At 74.1% G+C, this 15,819-nt stretch carries 18 protein-coding genes; 9 read left to right on the forward strand and 9 right to left on the reverse strand.

Features of this window, described 5'->3' with window-relative positions; genetic code table 11:
• The first annotated feature begins 4 nt into the window (after window positions 1-4).
• The 3 genes from KRAD_RS24430 to KRAD_RS13765 are packed head-to-tail and all read left to right on the forward strand — an operon-like array spanning window position 5 to window position 2,804.
• Window positions 5-1,219, forward strand: a complete 1,215-nt coding sequence (locus tag KRAD_RS24430) for a hypothetical protein (RefSeq protein WP_049821206.1) — start codon at window positions 5-7, stop codon at window positions 1,217-1,219.
• A gap of 6 nt (window positions 1,220-1,225) precedes the next feature.
• A complete protein-coding gene (locus KRAD_RS13760) occupies window positions 1,226-1,969 on the forward strand; it encodes an SDR family NAD(P)-dependent oxidoreductase (protein ID WP_012086225.1) in 744 nt (247 codons plus the stop codon).
• A 43-nt stretch (window positions 1,970-2,012) separates the two neighbouring features.
• Entirely contained in the window at window positions 2,013-2,804 is a 792-nt protein-coding gene (locus KRAD_RS13765; RefSeq protein WP_012086226.1) for an SDR family NAD(P)-dependent oxidoreductase, read from the forward strand.
• 12 nt (window positions 2,805-2,816) lie between these two features.
• On the opposite strand, the gene KRAD_RS26040 is transcribed toward KRAD_RS13765, so the two are convergent.
• Complete coding sequence (locus KRAD_RS26040; protein ID WP_012086227.1) at window positions 2,817-2,984, reverse strand: hypothetical protein; 168 nt, start codon at window positions 2,982-2,984, stop codon at window positions 2,817-2,819.
• A gap of 139 nt (window positions 2,985-3,123) precedes the next feature.
• On the opposite strand from KRAD_RS26040, the gene KRAD_RS13770 reads away from it, so the two are divergent.
• The 3 genes from KRAD_RS13770 to KRAD_RS13780 all read left to right on the forward strand — a co-directional run bounded on the left by KRAD_RS13770 (window position 3,124) and on the right by KRAD_RS13780 (window position 6,372).
• Window positions 3,124-4,359 (forward strand): sensor histidine kinase, encoded by a 1,236-nt coding sequence (locus KRAD_RS13770; protein ID WP_012086228.1) that lies wholly within the window; start codon window positions 3,124-3,126, stop codon window positions 4,357-4,359.
• A complete protein-coding gene (locus KRAD_RS13775; RefSeq protein ID WP_041292098.1) occupies window positions 4,347-5,003 on the forward strand; it encodes a response regulator transcription factor in 657 nt (218 codons plus the stop codon). Before KRAD_RS13770 ends, KRAD_RS13775 begins: the two co-directional genes overlap by 13 nt.
• Before the next feature lie 61 nt (window positions 5,004-5,064).
• Window positions 5,065-6,372, forward strand: coding sequence for an MFS transporter (locus KRAD_RS13780; RefSeq protein ID WP_012086230.1), 1,308 nt, complete (start codon window positions 5,065-5,067; stop codon window positions 6,370-6,372).
• 7 nt (window positions 6,373-6,379) lie between these two features.
• Here the strand turns inward: KRAD_RS13780 and KRAD_RS13785 are convergent, their stop codons facing one another.
• From KRAD_RS13785 to KRAD_RS13800, 4 genes are all read right to left on the reverse strand, one after another.
• Window positions 6,380-6,643, reverse strand: coding sequence for a hypothetical protein (locus KRAD_RS13785; RefSeq protein WP_012086231.1), 264 nt, complete (start codon window positions 6,641-6,643; stop codon window positions 6,380-6,382).
• A gap of 32 nt (window positions 6,644-6,675) precedes the next feature.
• On the reverse strand, window positions 6,676-7,617 hold the full coding sequence (locus KRAD_RS13790) for a carbohydrate ABC transporter permease (RefSeq protein WP_012086232.1): 942 nt from the start codon (window positions 7,615-7,617) through the stop codon (window positions 6,676-6,678).
• Window position 7,618: 1 nt separating this feature from the next.
• The gene (locus KRAD_RS13795; protein WP_012086233.1) at window positions 7,619-8,635 is read right to left on the reverse strand and encodes a carbohydrate ABC transporter permease; all 1,017 of its coding nucleotides are present in this window, start codon (window positions 8,633-8,635) and stop codon (window positions 7,619-7,621) included.
• A gap of 77 nt (window positions 8,636-8,712) precedes the next feature.
• On the reverse strand, window positions 8,713-9,984 hold the full coding sequence (locus KRAD_RS13800; RefSeq protein WP_041292099.1) for an ABC transporter substrate-binding protein: 1,272 nt from the start codon (window positions 9,982-9,984) through the stop codon (window positions 8,713-8,715).
• A 409-nt stretch (window positions 9,985-10,393) separates the two neighbouring features.
• Here KRAD_RS13800 and KRAD_RS13810 point away from each other — a divergent pair, with 409 nt between their 5' ends.
• Window positions 10,394-11,386 (forward strand): LacI family DNA-binding transcriptional regulator, encoded by a 993-nt coding sequence (locus tag KRAD_RS13810; RefSeq protein ID WP_012086235.1) that lies wholly within the window; start codon window positions 10,394-10,396, stop codon window positions 11,384-11,386.
• 13 nt (window positions 11,387-11,399) lie between these two features.
• On the opposite strand, the gene KRAD_RS13815 is transcribed toward KRAD_RS13810, so the two are convergent.
• Complete coding sequence (locus tag KRAD_RS13815; RefSeq protein WP_012086236.1) at window positions 11,400-12,002, reverse strand: LysE/ArgO family amino acid transporter; 603 nt, start codon at window positions 12,000-12,002, stop codon at window positions 11,400-11,402.
• 71 nt (window positions 12,003-12,073) lie between these two features.
• Between KRAD_RS13815 and KRAD_RS13820 the strand changes: the two genes are divergently transcribed.
• Together KRAD_RS13820 and KRAD_RS13825 are read left to right on the forward strand one after the other, a co-directional pair.
• Entirely contained in the window at window positions 12,074-12,928 is an 855-nt protein-coding gene (locus KRAD_RS13820) for a LysR family transcriptional regulator ArgP (protein WP_012086238.1), read from the forward strand.
• Between the two features lie 26 nt (window positions 12,929-12,954).
• Window positions 12,955-13,437 carry a DUF427 domain-containing protein gene (locus KRAD_RS13825; RefSeq protein ID WP_012086239.1) on the forward strand — a complete coding sequence of 161 codons (483 nt, stop codon included), beginning with the start codon at window positions 12,955-12,957 and terminating at the stop codon, window positions 13,435-13,437.
• A 4-nt stretch (window positions 13,438-13,441) separates the two neighbouring features.
• Here KRAD_RS13825 and KRAD_RS13830 read toward each other — a convergent pair whose 3' ends face one another.
• The 3 genes from KRAD_RS13830 to KRAD_RS13840 all read right to left on the reverse strand — a co-directional run bounded on the left by KRAD_RS13830 (window position 13,442) and on the right by KRAD_RS13840 (window position 15,814).
• Complete coding sequence (locus KRAD_RS13830; protein ID WP_012086240.1) at window positions 13,442-14,713, reverse strand: cation:proton antiporter; 1,272 nt, start codon at window positions 14,711-14,713, stop codon at window positions 13,442-13,444.
• Window positions 14,714-14,718: 5 nt separating this feature from the next.
• A complete protein-coding gene (locus KRAD_RS13835) occupies window positions 14,719-14,985 on the reverse strand; it encodes a GlsB/YeaQ/YmgE family stress response membrane protein (protein ID WP_012086241.1) in 267 nt (88 codons plus the stop codon).
• A gap of 208 nt (window positions 14,986-15,193) precedes the next feature.
• Window positions 15,194-15,814, reverse strand: a complete 621-nt coding sequence (locus KRAD_RS13840; RefSeq protein ID WP_012086242.1) for an L-threonylcarbamoyladenylate synthase — start codon at window positions 15,812-15,814, stop codon at window positions 15,194-15,196.
• Window positions 15,815-15,819 lie beyond the last annotated feature (5 nt).

Genomic DNA, 15,819 nt, shown 5'->3' on the forward strand with positions numbered 1-15,819 from the left:
CGGGATGGACCTGAACGGCTGGGAGGACGAGGCGGAGTTCGCCAGCCCGAGCGGGCTACCGCCGGCCGAACTGGCCGAGGTCTTGCTGGCCTCGACGGCGGAACGAAGCAGCGGGGTCAGCGCGGCGGTGGAACTGCTGCGTCGCAGCGGTGACTGGCTCGAAGTGCTGGACGCCGAAGGTTTCATCGCGATCGGCCCGCCCAGCCCGCGCAACCCCGAACCGCACCCACGGTCGGTGGTTCGGTGGGCGGACGCGGTCGCCGCGCTCGCACCCGAAGGGCGGCTCACCACCCGCGCGGACTTCCGCCGCGACCCGCGGCTGCTGCGCATCGCGGCGTCCCTCGCCGACGGGGTTCCCATCGACCTCGCCGGGGTGCTGGGGGACCTGTACGGCGAGAAGGCTCGCCTGATCGTCGCGGCCGTCAGCGCGTCGACGCAGGGCCGGTTCCTGGAGTACGAACTGCGCCTGCCCGACGGTCGCGACGCGGGCTGGACGGGCCACCTGGACGTCGGGACGCCCTACCCGTGGCCGGAACCCGAACCCGCGGTCCAGCAGCCCGAGCTGGAACTGTTCCCCGCCCGCGTGGCCGAGGAGCGCGCGCTGGCCTGGGCCCTGGCCCACCCCGCGCCCGTCGTGACCCACCCGCTTGACGACCCGGTGCGAGCGGTGCTGGACCGCCTGCGGTTCGCCTCCGGGATGCGCGGGCACGGACTCGCCCGCCACTTCTGGCGCAGCGAACCCGTCCTCGCCGGGCAGCGCGTCCTGACCGAGTCGGAGTTCGTCGCCTGGGCCGGGATCGAGGTCCCCGGGATCACGACGGCATGGGCCCACCGCCGCATCTGCTCGACCCGGGACCTGGCCGACGGGCACGCCACGGTGCACTGGATCCCGGTCGACGCCGACGTCGAGGGGTTCACCGGGGAAGGGGCCGAGGAGGCCGGGGCCCCCAGCCTCACGATCGAGCTCCACCACGACCGGCCGGACCCGCGCCCGGAGCCGCCGCGGACCCGTTTCACCAGCGCCCCCGGCGGCTGGACGTCGGTCACGATCGGGAGCAGCGTCGTCGGCGTTCAGCGGAGCGACCCGCAGGCGACCCGGATCGGCTGGGTGCGCACGGACCTGGCGCGGCCGCTGGCCTTCGTCCTGGACGTCCCGCTGCTGCCGACCGCCGCCGTGGAGCTGGTCCTGGGCAGCACGGGGTTGCCGTTCGCGCCGTGAGGCAGGATGTCCCGCGTGAACCCGGTCCTGCTGCTGGGGGGCCGCAGCGAGATCGGCCTCGAGGTCGTCGAGCGCCTCGTGCGCGCCGGCGCGCCCACCGTCGTCCTCGCCGCCCGCCGGGCGGGGGAGCTGGCGCAGGAGCGGGCCCGGCTGGAAACCCTCGGAGCCGTCGTCGAGACCGTCGAGTTCGACGCCGACGACCTCGCCACCCACGGCCCGCTGCTCACCGACGTCGTCGCCCGCCACGGCGCCCTCGACGCCGTCGTCGCGTTCGGGGTCCTCGGGGACCAGGCCCGCGCCGAGACCGACGTGGAGCACGCCCTCGCCGTCGTGCACACCGACTTCGTCGCCCAGGTCAGCGTCGTCTCCCACCTGGTGAACCTGTTCCGGCCGCTGCGCTCCGGGCGGATCGTGGTGTTCTCCTCGATCGCCGGGGCGCGGGTCCGGCGGGCGAACTACGTGTACGGGTCGGCCAAGGCCGGGCTCGACGGGTTCGCCTCCGGCCTCACCGACGCCCTCGCCGGCAGCGGGGTCCGGCTGCTGCTGGCCCGGCCCGGTTTCGTCATCGGGCGGATGTCGGCGGGGATGCCGCCCGCACCGCTGTCCAGCACCCCGGCGCAGGTCGCCGACGCCGTGGTCGCCGGCCTCGCTGCGGGCCGCGACGTCGTGTGGGTCCCCGGGGCCCTGCGGGCGCTGGCGGCGGCGATGGCGGTCACCCCCCGGGCCGTCTGGCGCCGCGCGCCGCGCTGATCCCGCCGCGCGCACCCGTGCGCGGCTGCTTACGGTGACCGCCATGGACCTCGAACTCACGGGGCGCACCGCGCTCATCACCGGCGGCGACTCCGGCATCGGCTGGCACACCGCGAAGCTGCTCGTGGAGGAGGGCGCGCGGGTCGCGATCACCGACGTCGACCAGGCGGCCCTCGACGCGGCCGCGGCCGGCCTGCCCGGCGAGGTCCTCGCCGTCGCGGCCGACCTCACCGACCCCGCCGACGTCGCCCGCCTGCACCGGGAGGTGACCGCGGCCCTGGGCGACCCGGAGATCCTCGTCCACGCCGCCGGCGTCACCGGCGCGCAGGGGCTGTTCCACGAGGTCGACGAGGACGGCTGGCGCACCACGATGGAGGTCGACTTCTTCGCCGCGGTGCGGGTGGTCCGGGTGTTCGTCGACGGCATGCGCCGCCGGGGCCGGGGCCGCATCGTGCTGCTCGCCTCCGAGGACGCCGTCCAGCCCTACGTCGACGAGCTGCCCTACTGCGCCGCGAAGGCCGCGGTCCTCAGCCTGGTGAAGGGGTTGTCGAAGACCTACGGCGGCGAGGGCGTCCTCGTCAACGCCGTGTCCCCGGCGTTCATCGCCACGCCCATGACCGACGCCATGATGGAGAAGCGCTCCACCGAGCTCGGCGTCAGCGTCCAGGAGGCCGTCGGCGGTTTCCTCGACGAGGAACGGCCGTTCATGGAGCTGAAGCGGCGCGGGGAACCTGAGGAGGTCGCCGCCGTCATCGCCTTCCTCGTCTCCGAGCGCGCGAGCTTCGTCAACGGCAGCAACTACCGCGTCGACTCCGGCTCCGTCGCGACCATCTGACGTCCCGCGGCGTCAGCGCCGGCTCACCCGCTCCCGGACCAGCCCGGCGACGGCCAGGGCGACCACCACCCCGCCGGTGAGCCCGACGGCGAGGGGGAGGAGACCGGTCGAGCCGGTGACGTTGAGGAGCAGACCGGCGACCAGGACGAGCCACAGGACGCGGGTGGGGGTGCGGGACACGGTGTCCTCCGGGGGGTGCGGTGACGAGCGGTGGTCCCACCCTGGCGGGACCGGGCCGCCCCTCCCACCCCGCCCGCTGCCCACCGGGAGTAGTGCTGGCTGTACCGACCACGGCGGCCGGCCTCGGTAGCGTCACGGGGTGCCGCGCGAGAGGACCCCAGGAGGTCGCCACCTCCTCCGGCGCTGGTGGACGGCCTACCGCCACCTCGCCGGCGGGCTGGGGACCGCGCTGCCGGCCGCGGCCCTGCTGGGCTGGCTCCTCGTCGTCGCCCTGCTCAGCCTCGTCGGGGTGGGGTTGCTGCTGGCCCCCGCCGCGCTGCGCCGGCTGCGCGCGGTCGCCGACCGCGAGCGGGCCCGCACGGGGGAGGGGGCCGCGGCCCTGCCGGCCGGTCCCGTCCCCGCCCCCCTGCGCGCCGCGCTCGCCGACCCCCTCGTGCGCCAGGACCTGCGGTGGCTGCCCGTGCACGCGACGTCGGGTCTGCTCACCGGACTCGTCGGGGTGCTGCTGCCCGTCTACGCCGTGCGGGACGCGACGTTCCCGCTGTGGTGGCGGCTGTTCCCCGCCGACGTGGACACCGCCCCGTGGTGGTGGGCGGTGCGCTCCTGGTCCGACGCCGGCGCGGTCGCCCTGCTCGGGCTGGTCTGGGCCGCGCTCGCCGCCGTCGGCGTCCCGGGGCTCGCCGCGGGGCAGGCGGCGCTGGGGCGCAGCCTGCTGCGCCCCCCGGTGGACACCGACCTCTCCCTGCGGGTGGCGCAGCTGACCGCCACCCGCGCCGCCGCGCTGGACGCCCACGCGGTCGAGCTGCGGCGCATCGAGCGCTCCCTGCACGACGGCGCCCAGAACCGCCTCGTCGGCGTCACCGTCCTGCTCGGCGCGGCCCGCCGCTCCCTGACCCGCGACCCGGCCACCGCCGACGAACTGCTGGAGCGGGCCCAGACCGCCGCGGAGCAGGCCCTGGCGGAGCTGCGGGCGGTCGTGCGCGGCATCCTGCCGCCGGTGCTCCTCGACCGCGGCCTGGCCGGGGCCGTCACCGGTCTGGCCGCGGACTGCCCCGTGCCCTGCCACGTCGAGGTCGACGTGACCCCCCGCGCCCCGGCGTCGGTCGAGGCGACCGCCTACTTCGTCGTCGCCGAGGCCCTCACCAACGTCGCCCGGCACAGCGCGGCCCGCAGCGCCCGCGTCCTGGTGCAGCGCCGCGGCGCGGACCTGCGGGTCGTCGTCGGCGACGACGGGCGGGGCGGGGCCGGGGCGGGCGCCGGTTCCGGCCTCGACGGGGTGCTGCACCGGGTCCGCGCCCACGATGGCAGGCTCACCGTGACCAGCCCGCCCGGCGGTCCGACCGAACTGGAGGTGGTGCTGCCGTGCGGATCGTGATCGGGGAGGACGACCCGCTGCTGCGCGAGGGCCTCGCCCTGCTGCTGCGGGCCGAGGGGCTCGACGTCGTCGCCACCGCCGCCGGGCCGGAGGAGCTGCTGGCCGCCCTCGACGAGCACCTGCCCGACGTCGCCATCGTCGACGTCCGGATGCCGCCCACCCACACCGACGAGGGCATCCGCGCCGCCGTGGAGGCCCGCCGCCGCCGCCCCGAGCTCGCCGTGCTCGTGCTCTCGGCCTACGTCGAACAGGCCTTCGCCACCGACCTGCTCGGCGGCGGCGCCCGGCGGCTGGGTTACCTGCTGAAGGAGCGGGTCGGGCGGGTGGAGGAGTTCCTCGACGCCCTGCACCGGGTCGCCGCCGGCGGGACCGCGGTCGACCCGGAGGTCGTCGCCCAGCTGCTGACCCGCACCCGCCCCGACGCCGGTCTGGACCGGTTGTCCGCGCGGGAGCGCGAGGTCCTCGCGCTGATGGCCGAGGGGCTGGGGAACACCGCCATCGCGGGCCGGCTCGTCGTCACCGAGGGCGCGGTGCACAAGCACGTCCGCAGCATCTTCGCCAAGCTCGACCTGACCCCCGCCGACGAGGTCGACCGCCGGGTCACCGCGGTCCTGCGGTTCCTGCGCTCCACCGACGCCAGGTAGGGCCGCGCCGCGGCGTCCCGGGCGGGGCGGGGACGCGCCGGGGGCCCTAGGGTCCTGGTGCGTGAGCGAACCCGCGACCGTCTCGCAGCGCCTCGACGCGCTGCCCTTCACCCGCCGCCACACCCGCCTGCTGCTCGGGTCCGGCGTCGGCTGGGCCCTGGACGCCCTCGACGTGGGCCTCGTCGCCTACGTCCTCGTCGCGCTGCGCCAGCAGTGGGGCCTCGACGCCGCGCAGCTGTCCTGGATCGCCTCGGTGGGGTTCGCGGGGATGGCCGTGGGCGCCGCCCTCGGGGGTCTGCTGGCCGACCGGGTGGGGCGCCGGCAGGTCTTCGCGCTGACCCTGCTGGTCTACGGGCTCGCGACGGGGGCGGCGGCCCTGTCCTGGTCGCTGACGGCGCTGCTGGTGTTCCGGTTCCTCGTGGGGCTGGGCCTGGGGGCGGAGCTGCCGGTGGCCTCCACCCTGGTCAGCGAGTTCGCGCCCCGGCGCATCCGGGGGCGGGTCGTCGTCGCGCTGGAGGCGTTCTGGGCGGTCGGCTGGACCCTCGCCGCCCTCATCGGCTACCTGCTGGTGCCGGCCTCCGACGACGGGTGGCGCTGGGCGCTGGCGCTGGGGGCGCTGCCCGCGGTGTACGCGATCGTCGTACGCCGGGGGCTGCCGGAGTCGGTGCGGTTCCTGCTGGCGAAGGGCCGCACCGCGGAGGCCGAGGCCGTCGTGCGGGACTTCGAGGCGTCCGCGGGCGTCACCTCGACCGCGCCGCTCGTGCCCGACCCGCCCGCCGGGGCCAGGCGGGGGATCTGGAGCGCGGGCCTGCGCCGCCGCACGGCCGGGTTGTGGCTGGTGTGGTTCTTCGTGAACTTCAGCTACTACGGCGCGTTCACCTGGATCCCCAGCCTGCTCGTCGAGGACGGGTTCACCGTGATCCGCTCCCTGCAGTTCACGCTGATCATCACCCTCGCCCAGCTGCCCGGGTACGCGCTCGCCGCGGTCCTGGTGGAGGTGTGGGGACGGCGGCGGACCCTCGCGGTGTTCCTCGTGGGTTCCGCCCTGTCCGCCCTGGCCTACGCGGGCGCCGGCACGACGACGACGATCCTCCTGGCCGGGATGGCGCTGTCGTTCTGCAACCTGGGGGCCTGGGGCGCGCTGTACGCCGTCACCCCGGAGGTGTACCCGACGGCCGTGCGCGGGCGGGGTGCGGGGGCCGCGGCCGGTTTCGGCCGGATCGCCTCGATCCTCGCGCCCCTCAGCGTCCCGCTGCTGCTGGACGCCGGGGGGAGCGGAGCCGTGTTCGTCGTCTTCGGCGTCGCCTTCGCGATCGCGGCGGCGGCGAGCTTCCTGCTGCCCGAGCGGCGCGGGGTGGCGCTGGACTGAGGCGCCGTCAGGGACGGGCGGCGCGGTCGCGCTGGGAGCGCGCCGCCCGGACCACCACCACGTCGGCGACGAGCAGCAGGACGAGGACCCCGACGAGGGCGAGGGCGGGGCGCCCGGTGAGCTCGGCGTGGACGGTGAACCCGAGGACGAGCAGGGTCATCGCGATGAGGAGACCGCCGAACGTCTCCAGGTGCTGGGCGTTCCTGCGGGCGCGCACGACGTCCGCACGGGCGTCGCGGCGGGGCTCGCGGTGGGGGCGGGAGGTGGGCACGGCGGTCTCCTGGTCGGGTCGTGCGGGGCGGGTCAGCTCTTGACGCCGCCGGCGGTGAGGCCGGAGACGATGCGGCGCTGGAACACCAGGACCATGATGATCAGCGGGACGGTGACGATGGTGCCCGCGGCCATGACCGCGGTGTAGGGCTCCTGGTGGGGTTGGGCCCCGGCGAAGCTGGCGATGGCCACCGTCACCGGCTGCACCCGATCCCCGCCGAGCTGGGAGGCGAGGAGGAACTCGTTCCAGGCGGCGGTGAAGGCGAGGATGGCGGTGGTGAAGATGCCCGGCGCGGCCAGCGGGAGGATGACCTTGACGAACGCCTGCCCGGGCGTGCAGCCGTCCATGCGGGCGGACTCCTCCAGCTCCCACGGCATCTCGGTGAAGAACGCCGTCAGCGTGTAGACGGTCAGGGGCAGCACGAAGGAGATGTTGGGGATGATCAGCGCCTGGTAGGTGTTCAGCCAGCCCAGGTCGGTGAACAGCTGGAACAGCGGGGTGACCAGGGCGACGCCGGGGAACATGGAGGCGCCGAGGATGAGGCCGAGGACGTAGAACTTGCCGCGGAACTCCAGGCGGGCCAGGGCGTAGGCGGTGAACACCCCCACCACCAGACCGACGACGGTGGTCGCCGCGCCGATGACGAGGCTGTTGAGCAGGGCGCGTCCGAAGTGGTTGCCGCGGGCGGTGGAGAAGGCGGTGGCGTAGTTCTCCAGGGTGGTGTGGGTGGGCCAGGGGGTGGTGTCGAAGGTGTAGCCGACCTCGCGGAAGCTGGTGACGATCATCCAGTAGAACGGCAGCAGGCCCCAGAGGCAGATGAGGACGACACCGGTGTAGGTGAGGACCGCGGCGCGGACGTTGCGCCGCTGGACGACGGGGACGCCGGAACTGGTGACCGTGCGGTTGCGGGAACCGCCCTTGCCGCGCTTGCTGCCGGTGCCGCCCCTGCTGCCGGTGCTGGTCGTGGTGGCCATCTCAGCCCGCCTTCTTCGTCTTCGGGGCCCGCTGCTCGGTGACGTTGGCGCCCAGGAACTTGATGAAGACGAACGCCACCGCGAACACGATGAGGAACGTCAGCGTCGACAACGCCGAGGCGGCGTTGAAACCGGATCTGACCTGGTCCACCACCAGCATGGACAGGGTGGAGGTGTCCCCGGCGCCGCCGGTGAGGATCTTCGGCAGGTCGTACATGCGCAAGGTGTCCAGGGTGCGGAACAGCACCGCGACCATCAGGGCGGGGCGGACCAGGGGCAGGGTGATGTAGCGGAACCGTTGCCAGGCGGTGGCCCCGTCCATCTTGGAGGCTTCGTAGACGCTGCCGTCGATGACCTGCAGTCCGGCGAGGATGAGCAGGGCCATGAAGGGGGCGGTCTTCCAGGTGTCGGCGATGATGATCGCCGCCTTGGGGGCGAAACCGTCGCCGGTCCAGAGGATCTCGGTGCCGAGCAGTTTGTTGGCGATGCCGTCGTAGGCGAAGATGAAGTACCACAGCTTGGCGGTGACGGCGGTGGGGATGGCCCAGGGCACCAGGACGCTGGCGCGCAGGATGGCGCGGCCCTTGAAGCTGCGGTGCATGACCAGGGCGAAGACCAGCCCGAGCAGGGTCTCCAGGGAGACGGCGACGACGGTGAAGAGGAACGTCACCCCCGTGGAGGTCCAGAACTGCGAGCCGAGGGTGCCCGGCGGGCAGGAGAACGCGCCGCCGCCGCAGTCCTGCAGCAGCCAGAGGCGGTAGTTCTGCAGGCCGGCGAAGCCGCCTTCGACGAAGAGGCCGGTTTCGGGGTCGAGTCCGGCGTCCTTGGTGAAGGACTGCGAGACGGCGGTGACGACGGGGTAGAGGATGACGATGGCCAGCAGGACGATCGTGGGGGCGATGAGCAGGGTGGCGCGGCGGCCGGAGCCGTCGTGCAGGCTCTTGCGTCTGCGTCCGGGGTCCAGTGGCGGTTCGCCTCGCGCGAACGCCCCGGTCGCCACGCCGGAAGTGGTGCTCATGGGTCCTCCTCAGGACTCGTCGGGACCCACCGCCGGGGACGGGACGCCGACGTCCCGCCCCCGGTCCGTGGATCCGGTCACTTCCCGCCGATGGCGTTCTGGACCGCGGCCTGCATGTCGGCCAGGGCGGTGTCGGTGGGCTTGCTGCCCGAGAGCGCGGAGAACGCGTTGTCCTGGATGGCCTTGGTCACCGCCGGGTAGAACGGCGTCACCGGACGCGGCACCGCGTTCGAGATCGACGTCTTCAGCTGCGGCAGGTAGGGGAACTGCTCCACCAGTGCGGGGTCGTCGTAGAGGGCTTCCAGCACCGGGGCGGCGGAGCCCTGCGTCAGCCAGTCGCGCTGGATCTCCTCCGACTGCAGGAACTTCAGGAACTCGAACGCGGTCTTCTTGTGGTCGGAGTACACGCTGATCCCCGCCGCGTGCCCACCCAGGCTCGACGCACCGGGCTGCCCGTCACCGCCGCCCGGCAGCGGCGCCACCCCGAAGGTGTCCTTCACCGTCGAGGAACCGTCGGTCTTGGCCAGGCTGTACACGTAGGGCCAGTTGCGCAGGAACAGCAGCTTGCCGTCCTGGAAGGACTGCCGGCCCTGCTCCTCCTGGTAGGTGGTGGCCTGCTTGGGGATCGAGCCGTCCTGGAACCCCTTCACCAGCGCGTCCAGCCCCGCCTTGGCCTCGGGGGTGTCCAGCGTCGCGGTCTTGCCGTCCTCGGAGAGGATCGACCCGCCCGCGGTGTTGATCGCCTCGGCCACGTTCACCGTCAGGCCCTCGTACTGGGCGTACTGCCCGGCGTAGCAGTCCATGCCGTTCTGGGTGGCGATGTCGCACATGCCCATCATCTCCTCCCACGAGGTGGGCGGGGTCGGCACGAGGTCCTTGCGGTAGTACAGCAACCCGCCGTCGGAGGTGGTGGGGGCGGCGTAGAGGGTGTCGTTGTAGGTCTCCGCGTTCACCGTCGGTTCCAGCAGCGCGGACTGGTCCAGTTCGTACTCACCCGTGAGCGGCTGCAGCCAGCCCTTGGCGGCGAACTCCGAGGTCCAGATGTTGTCGACGCTGACGACGTCGTAGTCGGCGTTCTCGGCCTGGAAGTTCTGCACCAGGTCGTCGTGCTGCTGGTCGGCCTGGTCGGTCTGCTCCTTCAGCGTGACCTTCTGGTCCGGGTGCGCGGCGTTCCACTTGTCGATCGCCGGCTGCACGATGCCGCTGTTGTCCTTGCCCTGCACGTAGGTGATGGGACCGGTGGAGTTCCCCGCCGCCGCGGCGTCACCGCTGCCCCCGGCTTCCTCATCCCCACCACCGCAGGCCCCCACCACGAGCACACCGCTCACCGCGAGAGCCAGCACCGACATGACCCTGCGAGACGACCTGGACTTGGCGAACACTGCGTTCTCCTCTTCGTCGAGTGCCGGCGGGACGTTCCGCCAGACGCCGGGCCAGGACGACCACCACGGCGGGGCGTCCTCCCCGGGCTCGTCCCTGAGCCCGGTCCGACTGGAGCGAACTGAACACCCGGGCGAAACCCCGGTCAACACGCAACCGATCTGCACGCAAGCGTTTGCGGAGACGTCGTTCCAGGTCAGGCCCTCGCAAACGCTTGCGTAACGATTTGGTGACACAGGCGTTTGAGGGTGTTCCGCACCCCGGAGAACCCTGGACCTGGCCCGGTGGGTGGTGTTGCATTCCCCCATGCCCGCGACGTCGCGATCCTCTCCCCGGCCCCGGTCGGACCCACCCCTCCCGCCGCCGGCGGCGGTCCGGATGTCCGACGTCGCCGAGGAGGTCGGGGTCTCCCTGGCCACGGTGTCCCGGGCGCTGCGCGGCCTGGAGGGGGTCAGCGAGGACACCCGGGAGAAGGTCCGCGAGGTCGCCGCCCGCCTCGACTACATCCCCAGCCCGGAGGCCTCGGGCCTGGCGGGGCGGTCCACCGGCCGGGTGGCGGTGGTGCTGCACGACCTGCCCTCCTGGTACGGCAGTTCCGTCACCGTCGGGCTGGAGCGGGAACTGCGCCCGGCCGGTCTCGACCTCCTCGTCCGCTGCGTCGACGACCCCGCGGACCGGGTGCGGTTCTTCGCGACGATGCCGTTGCGCCGCAAGGTGGACGCCGTCGTCGTCATCGCCATCGCGCTCACCCCGCAGGAGGTGGCGAAGCTGCGCGAGGGCGGGGTCGCCGTGGTCGCCGCGGGCAGCCACGGCGAAGGTTTCCCCTGCGTCGCCATCGACGACGAGCTGGCCGCGCAGCAGGCGGTCAACCACCTCCTCCAGCTCGGCCACGAACGCATCGCCCTGCTGAACACCGTCGCCGCCACCGACCGCGCGTGGCAGGCCCAGCGGGACCGGGAGAACGGTTACCGCGCGGCGATGGCGGCCGCCGGGGTCCCCGTCGACGAGGACCTCGTCGTCTCCTGGTCCGGGGGTTCGCGCGGGGGAGCGCAGGGGATGGACCAGCTGCTGTCCGGCCGCCGGCTCCCCAGCGCGGTCTTCGCCTTCTCCGACGAGGTCGCCCTGGGCGCCATGCGCAGCCTGCGCCGGGCCGGGATCGAGGTCCCGCGGCAGATCTCGGTCATCGGCATCGACGACCACCCCCTGGCCGAGCTCACCGACCTGACGACCGTCGCCCAGGACCCGGTGGCCCTGGGGCGGGCCTCGGCGCAGGTGACCCTGGACCTGCTGCAGGGCCGCCCCGCGCGCGACGTGGGCACCTTCCCCACCCGCCTCGTCGTGCGCGGCACCACCGCCCCCCCGGCCCCCTGACCCGCGGGGGAGCTCAGGCCGTGGTCAGCAGGCCGACCGCCAGGACGACCATGACCACCGCCACCCCCAGGTCGAGGACGCGCCAGGCCGCGGGGCGGGCGAAGACCGGGCGCAGCAGCCGCGCCCCGTGGCCCAGGGCGGTGAACCAGACGACGCTGGCCAGCCCGGCGCCCGCCGCGAACCACCACCGCTGGGCGCCGTGGGTCGCGGCGACCGAACCGAGGAGGACGACGGTGTCGAGGTAGACGTGGGGGTTCAGCCACGTCAGGGCGGCCGCGGTGGCCACCACCGTCCCCACCCGCGCGGGCGGCCTCGAGGTGTCCGCGCGCAGGGCGCCGGGTCGCCGGGCCCGGCGCAGCGCGAACGCGGCGTAGGCGAGGAGGAAGGCCGCCCCGGCCCAGCGCACGACCCGCAGGACGCCGGGGGAGGCGGTGAGCACCGCCCCCGCCCCGCCGACCCCGGCCGCGATGAGGACGAGGTCGCTGACGGCGCAGACCGCGACGACCGCGCCCACGTGCTCCCCGCGCACGCCCTGCTCGATGACGAAGGTGTTCTGCGCCCCGATGGCGACGATGAGGGACAGGCCGAACAGGGTCCCGGTGAGCAGCGTGAGCACGTCTCGACGGTAGGGACCGGCGCGTGGTGGTTCCAGCTCAGGATCCTTCACCGCCCTTAGCATCGCTGTTCGTGGACCTCGACCTCGGCCAGCTGCGGGCGCTGGCGGCCGTCGTCGCCGAGGGCACGTTCGAGGCCGCCGCCCGGGTCCTGCACGTGACGCCCTCGGCGGTGAGCCAGCGCATCCGGGCCCTGGAGACGTCCGCCGGCCGCGTCCTGCTCGTCCGGGTGAAACCGGTCGTGCCGACCGAGGCGGGCCGCACCGTCCTGCGCCTGGCCCGGGAGGTCGAGCTGCTCGCCGCCGACGCCCGGCGCGAACTGGGCCAGGAGGAGGGGACGCCCGTGCTGCCGGTCGCGGTGAACGCGGACTCGCTCGCGACGTGGTTCCTGGGGGCGGTCGCGCCGCTGGCGGGGGAGTTCTGCTTCGACCTGCGCCGGGAGGACCAGGAACGCACCGGCGAGCTCCTGCGCGAGGGCGGCGTCGTCGCGGCCGTCACCGCGGAGGCCGACCCGGTGCCGGGCTGCTCGGCCACCCGGCTGGGGGCGATGCACTACCAGCCCTGCGCGTCGGCGGCCTTCGCCCGCCGCTGGTTCCCCCGCGGGGTCGACCGGGAGGCGCTGTCCCGGGCCCCGGTCGTCGTGTTCGACCGCGACGACGACCTGCAGGACCGCTGGCTGCGGGGGTTCGGCCACCCCCTCCCGCCGCGGCACCACGTCCCGGCCACCTCCGACTTCGGCGAGGCCGTCCGCCGGGGCTTCGGGTGGGGGATGCTGCTGCCCGCGCAGGTGGAGGCGTGCGGTCCCGACGGGGTCGTCGACCTCGACCCCGGCGGGGGCGTCGACGTCGAGCTGCACTGGCAGCGGTGGAAGATCCGCTCCGCGGCCCTGGACCGGCTCAGCGAGGCCGTCCTCGCCGCCTGGCGCTGACCGCGACCGGGGCGCAGGGTGGGGCCGTGAGCGAATCCTGCTGGGACTACCCGCGCCCGCCCCGCCTGGAACCCGCGCGGCGGCGGGTGCGGGTCCTCGACCCCGAGGGCCGTCTCCTCGCCGACGTCGACCCGGCCGAGGGCAGGGCCTGGCGGGTGCTGGAGACCTCCCACCCGCCGACGTACTACGTCGCGGCCGACGCGCTCGTCCCCGGCGCGGTCCGTCCGGGCCAGGGGTCGAGCTGGTGCGAGTGGAAGGGGCAGGCCTCCTACGTCGACCTGCTCGGCGCCGACGGGCGCGTCCTGCGGCCGCGGGCGGCGTGGACCTACCCGCGCCCCACCCCCGGGTACGAGGCGCTGACCGGGGCGCTGGCCTTCTACCCCTCGGGGGTGCGCTGCCTGCTCGACGACGAGGAGGTCCAGGCCCAGGAGGGCGACTTCTACGGCGGCTGGATCAGCTCGGAGGTGACCGGGCCGTTCAAGGGGGCCCCCGGGACGCTGGGGTGGTGACGCGTCAGAGGTGGGTGTCCGCGACGTCGCCGCTGTGGCGGCTGGGGGCCTTGCGGATGCGGGCCGCGTCCAGCGCCCCCACGACCGGGGCTGCGGTGAACCCGTGCACGAAGACCGACAGGGCGACGGTGAAACCGACGACGGCCCACAGCTCCTCGCCCGGGAACTCGGCCTCGCCGAGGGCGTAGGCGAGGTAGAACAGCGACCCGATCCCGCGGACGCCGAAGATCCCGATGACCCAGCGCTCCCGCGGTCCGCCCGGGGTCCGCAGCAGGCTGAGGTACCCGGCGAGGGGCCGGATCACGAAGACGAGCAGGATCCCGACCAGGGCCAGCGGCCAGGTCAGCGCGTCGAGCAGGCCGTCGGCGAGGGCCGCGCCGAGCACCAGCAGCAGCCACGACGTCAGCATCCGCTCGATCTGCTCGACGAACTCGTGCGCGACCCGGTGCGCCCCGTGGCTGCGTTCCGCGGCGCGGATGGTGCAGGCCGCGACGAAGACGGCGACGAACCCGTAGCCGTGCAGGACCTCCGTCACCCCGTAGGCGAGGAAGGTCACGGCCAGGGCGGTGAAGCCCTCGGCGTTGTCGGCCAGGCGCAGCGAGGGGACGGGGGAGTGGAAGAAGAGCCGGCCGAGCAGCCAGCCGACGACGATCCCCGACACGACGCCCACGACGCCGCGCAGCGCCACGTCCTCGAGGAACCAGTCGCGCATCGTCACGGCGGAGAAGCCCGCCGTCGCCAGGACCACGGCCAGGTGCACGATCGGGAAGGCGGCGCCGTCGTTGAGACCGGCCTCGCTGGTGAGGGCGAAGCGGACCTCGTCCTCGGTGCCCTCCTCGTCGGCCGGTTCCCCGACCTGCACGTCGCTGGCGAGGACGGGGTCGGTGGGGGCCAGCGTGGCGCCGAGCAGCACGGCGGCGGCGATCGGGAGGCCGGCCAGGGCCCACCCCGCCCAGGCGACGAGGGCGATCGTCAGGGGCATGGCGATGAGGATGAGCCGCCAGGTCGACGCCCAGCGGCGCCACCCGACCGCCCGGTCGAGCGCGAGCCCCGCGCCCATCAGGGAGATGATGACGACGAGTTCGGTGACGTGCTTCGTCACCTCGCCGTGGGCCAGCGGGTCCACCGTCGGCAGCCCGGGGACGAGGCCCAGCAGGACCCCGCCCCCCAGGAAGGCCATCGGCAGGTTCACCGGCAGCCGGTCCACCACCCGGGGCAGCAGGGCCGCCACCAGGGCGCTGGCCCCGGCGAGGGTGAAGAGGACCGGTGCGAGCACCGAGGTCAGCGGCGACGGCCGCGGATCGACCCGACGATCGAGACGCCGATGGCGGCGACGACGACCTGGAAGATGAGCTCGATCCAGTCGAAGCCGTTGGTGTCGGCCAGGCCGATGCCGCGCGCCAGCGCGGTGCCGATCAGGGCGGCGACGATGCCCACGACGATGGTCAGCAGGATCGAGATGTTCTGCCGGCCGGGCAGGACCAGGCGGGCCAGGGCGCCGATGATGAGGCCGACGATGATGGCGGTGATGATGCCGGTGACAGTCACGATTTCCTCCAGTCAGTGAGGCCCGCGGGGGGACGGCGGGCCGCGCGTGAGAGCTGTGTCACTTCCACGACGCGCCAGAACGTTGCCACGACTCGGGCGTTCCCGCCCGCTGGAAACGTCCCGCCCACCCCCGGTGCACCACCGGTCACGGACCGGTCACGGGACGGTGCCGCCGGGTGAGCTCACCGCGGCGGACCCGACCCCCCGGCTACTCGAAGCGCGAGGGGTCCCCGGCCCCCACCCGCACCACGTCGGGGAAACCCCCGGACCAGTCCACGACGGTCGTGGGGGAGGTGCCGCACTCCCCGGCGTCCACGACCGCGTCCACGACGTGGTCCAGCTCCTCCTTGATCGACCAGCCGTCGGTCGGGGGGTCCTCGTGACCGGGCAGCAGCAGCGTGCTCGACAGCAGCGGCTCACCCAGCTCGGTGAGCAGCGCCCGCACGAACCGGTGGTCGGGGATGCGGACCCCCACCGTCTTCTTCTTCGCGTGCGCGAACCGGCGCGGGACCTCCTTGGTCGCCGGCAGGATGAACGTGTACGGGTTCGGGGTCGCGGCCTTGATGGCCCGGAACTGCACGTTGTCCAGGTGCACGAACTGGCTCAGCTGGGCGAAGTCGGCGCACACCAGCGTGAAGTGGTGCTTCTCGCCGAGCTGGCGGATGCGGCGGATCCGGTCCGCGCCGGTGTGGCTGTCCAGGCGGCAGCCCAGGGCGTAGCAGGAGTCCGTCGGGTAGGCGATGAGCCCGTCCTCGCGCAGCACCGCCGCGAGCTGGGCGATCGACCGGGCCTGCGGGTTCTCCGGGTGGACCTCGACGAAGCGCGCCATGGCGC

The organism is Kineococcus radiotolerans SRS30216 = ATCC BAA-149 (assembly GCF_000017305.1).
Classification (GTDB): domain Bacteria; phylum Actinomycetota; class Actinomycetes; order Actinomycetales; family Kineococcaceae; genus Kineococcus; species Kineococcus radiotolerans.

What these genes read in the sequence shown, in the direction of transcription:
- KRAD_RS24430 (WP_049821206.1), top strand. Translation starts at nt 5, where the DNA reads ATGGACCTGAACGGCTGGGAGGACGAGGCGGAGTTCGCCAGCCCGAGC.
- KRAD_RS13760 (WP_012086225.1), top strand. Translation starts at nt 1,226, where the DNA reads ATGTCCCGCGTGAACCCGGTCCTGCTGCTGGGGGGCCGCAGCGAGATC.
- KRAD_RS13765 (WP_012086226.1), top strand. Translation starts at nt 2,013, where the DNA reads ATGGACCTCGAACTCACGGGGCGCACCGCGCTCATCACCGGCGGCGAC.
- KRAD_RS13790 (WP_012086232.1), bottom strand. Translation starts at nt 7,617, where the DNA reads ATGGCCACCACGACCAGCACCGGCAGCAGGGGCGGCACCGGCAGCAAG.
- KRAD_RS13795 (WP_012086233.1), bottom strand. Translation starts at nt 8,635, where the DNA reads ATGAGCACCACTTCCGGCGTGGCGACCGGGGCGTTCGCGCGAGGCGAA.
- KRAD_RS13800 (WP_041292099.1), bottom strand. Translation starts at nt 9,984, where the DNA reads ATGTCGGTGCTGGCTCTCGCGGTGAGCGGTGTGCTCGTGGTGGGGGCC.
- KRAD_RS13810 (WP_012086235.1), top strand. Translation starts at nt 10,394, where the DNA reads ATGTCCGACGTCGCCGAGGAGGTCGGGGTCTCCCTGGCCACGGTGTCC.
- KRAD_RS13840 (WP_012086242.1), bottom strand. Translation starts at nt 15,814, where the DNA reads ATGGCGCGCTTCGTCGAGGTCCACCCGGAGAACCCGCAGGCCCGGTCG.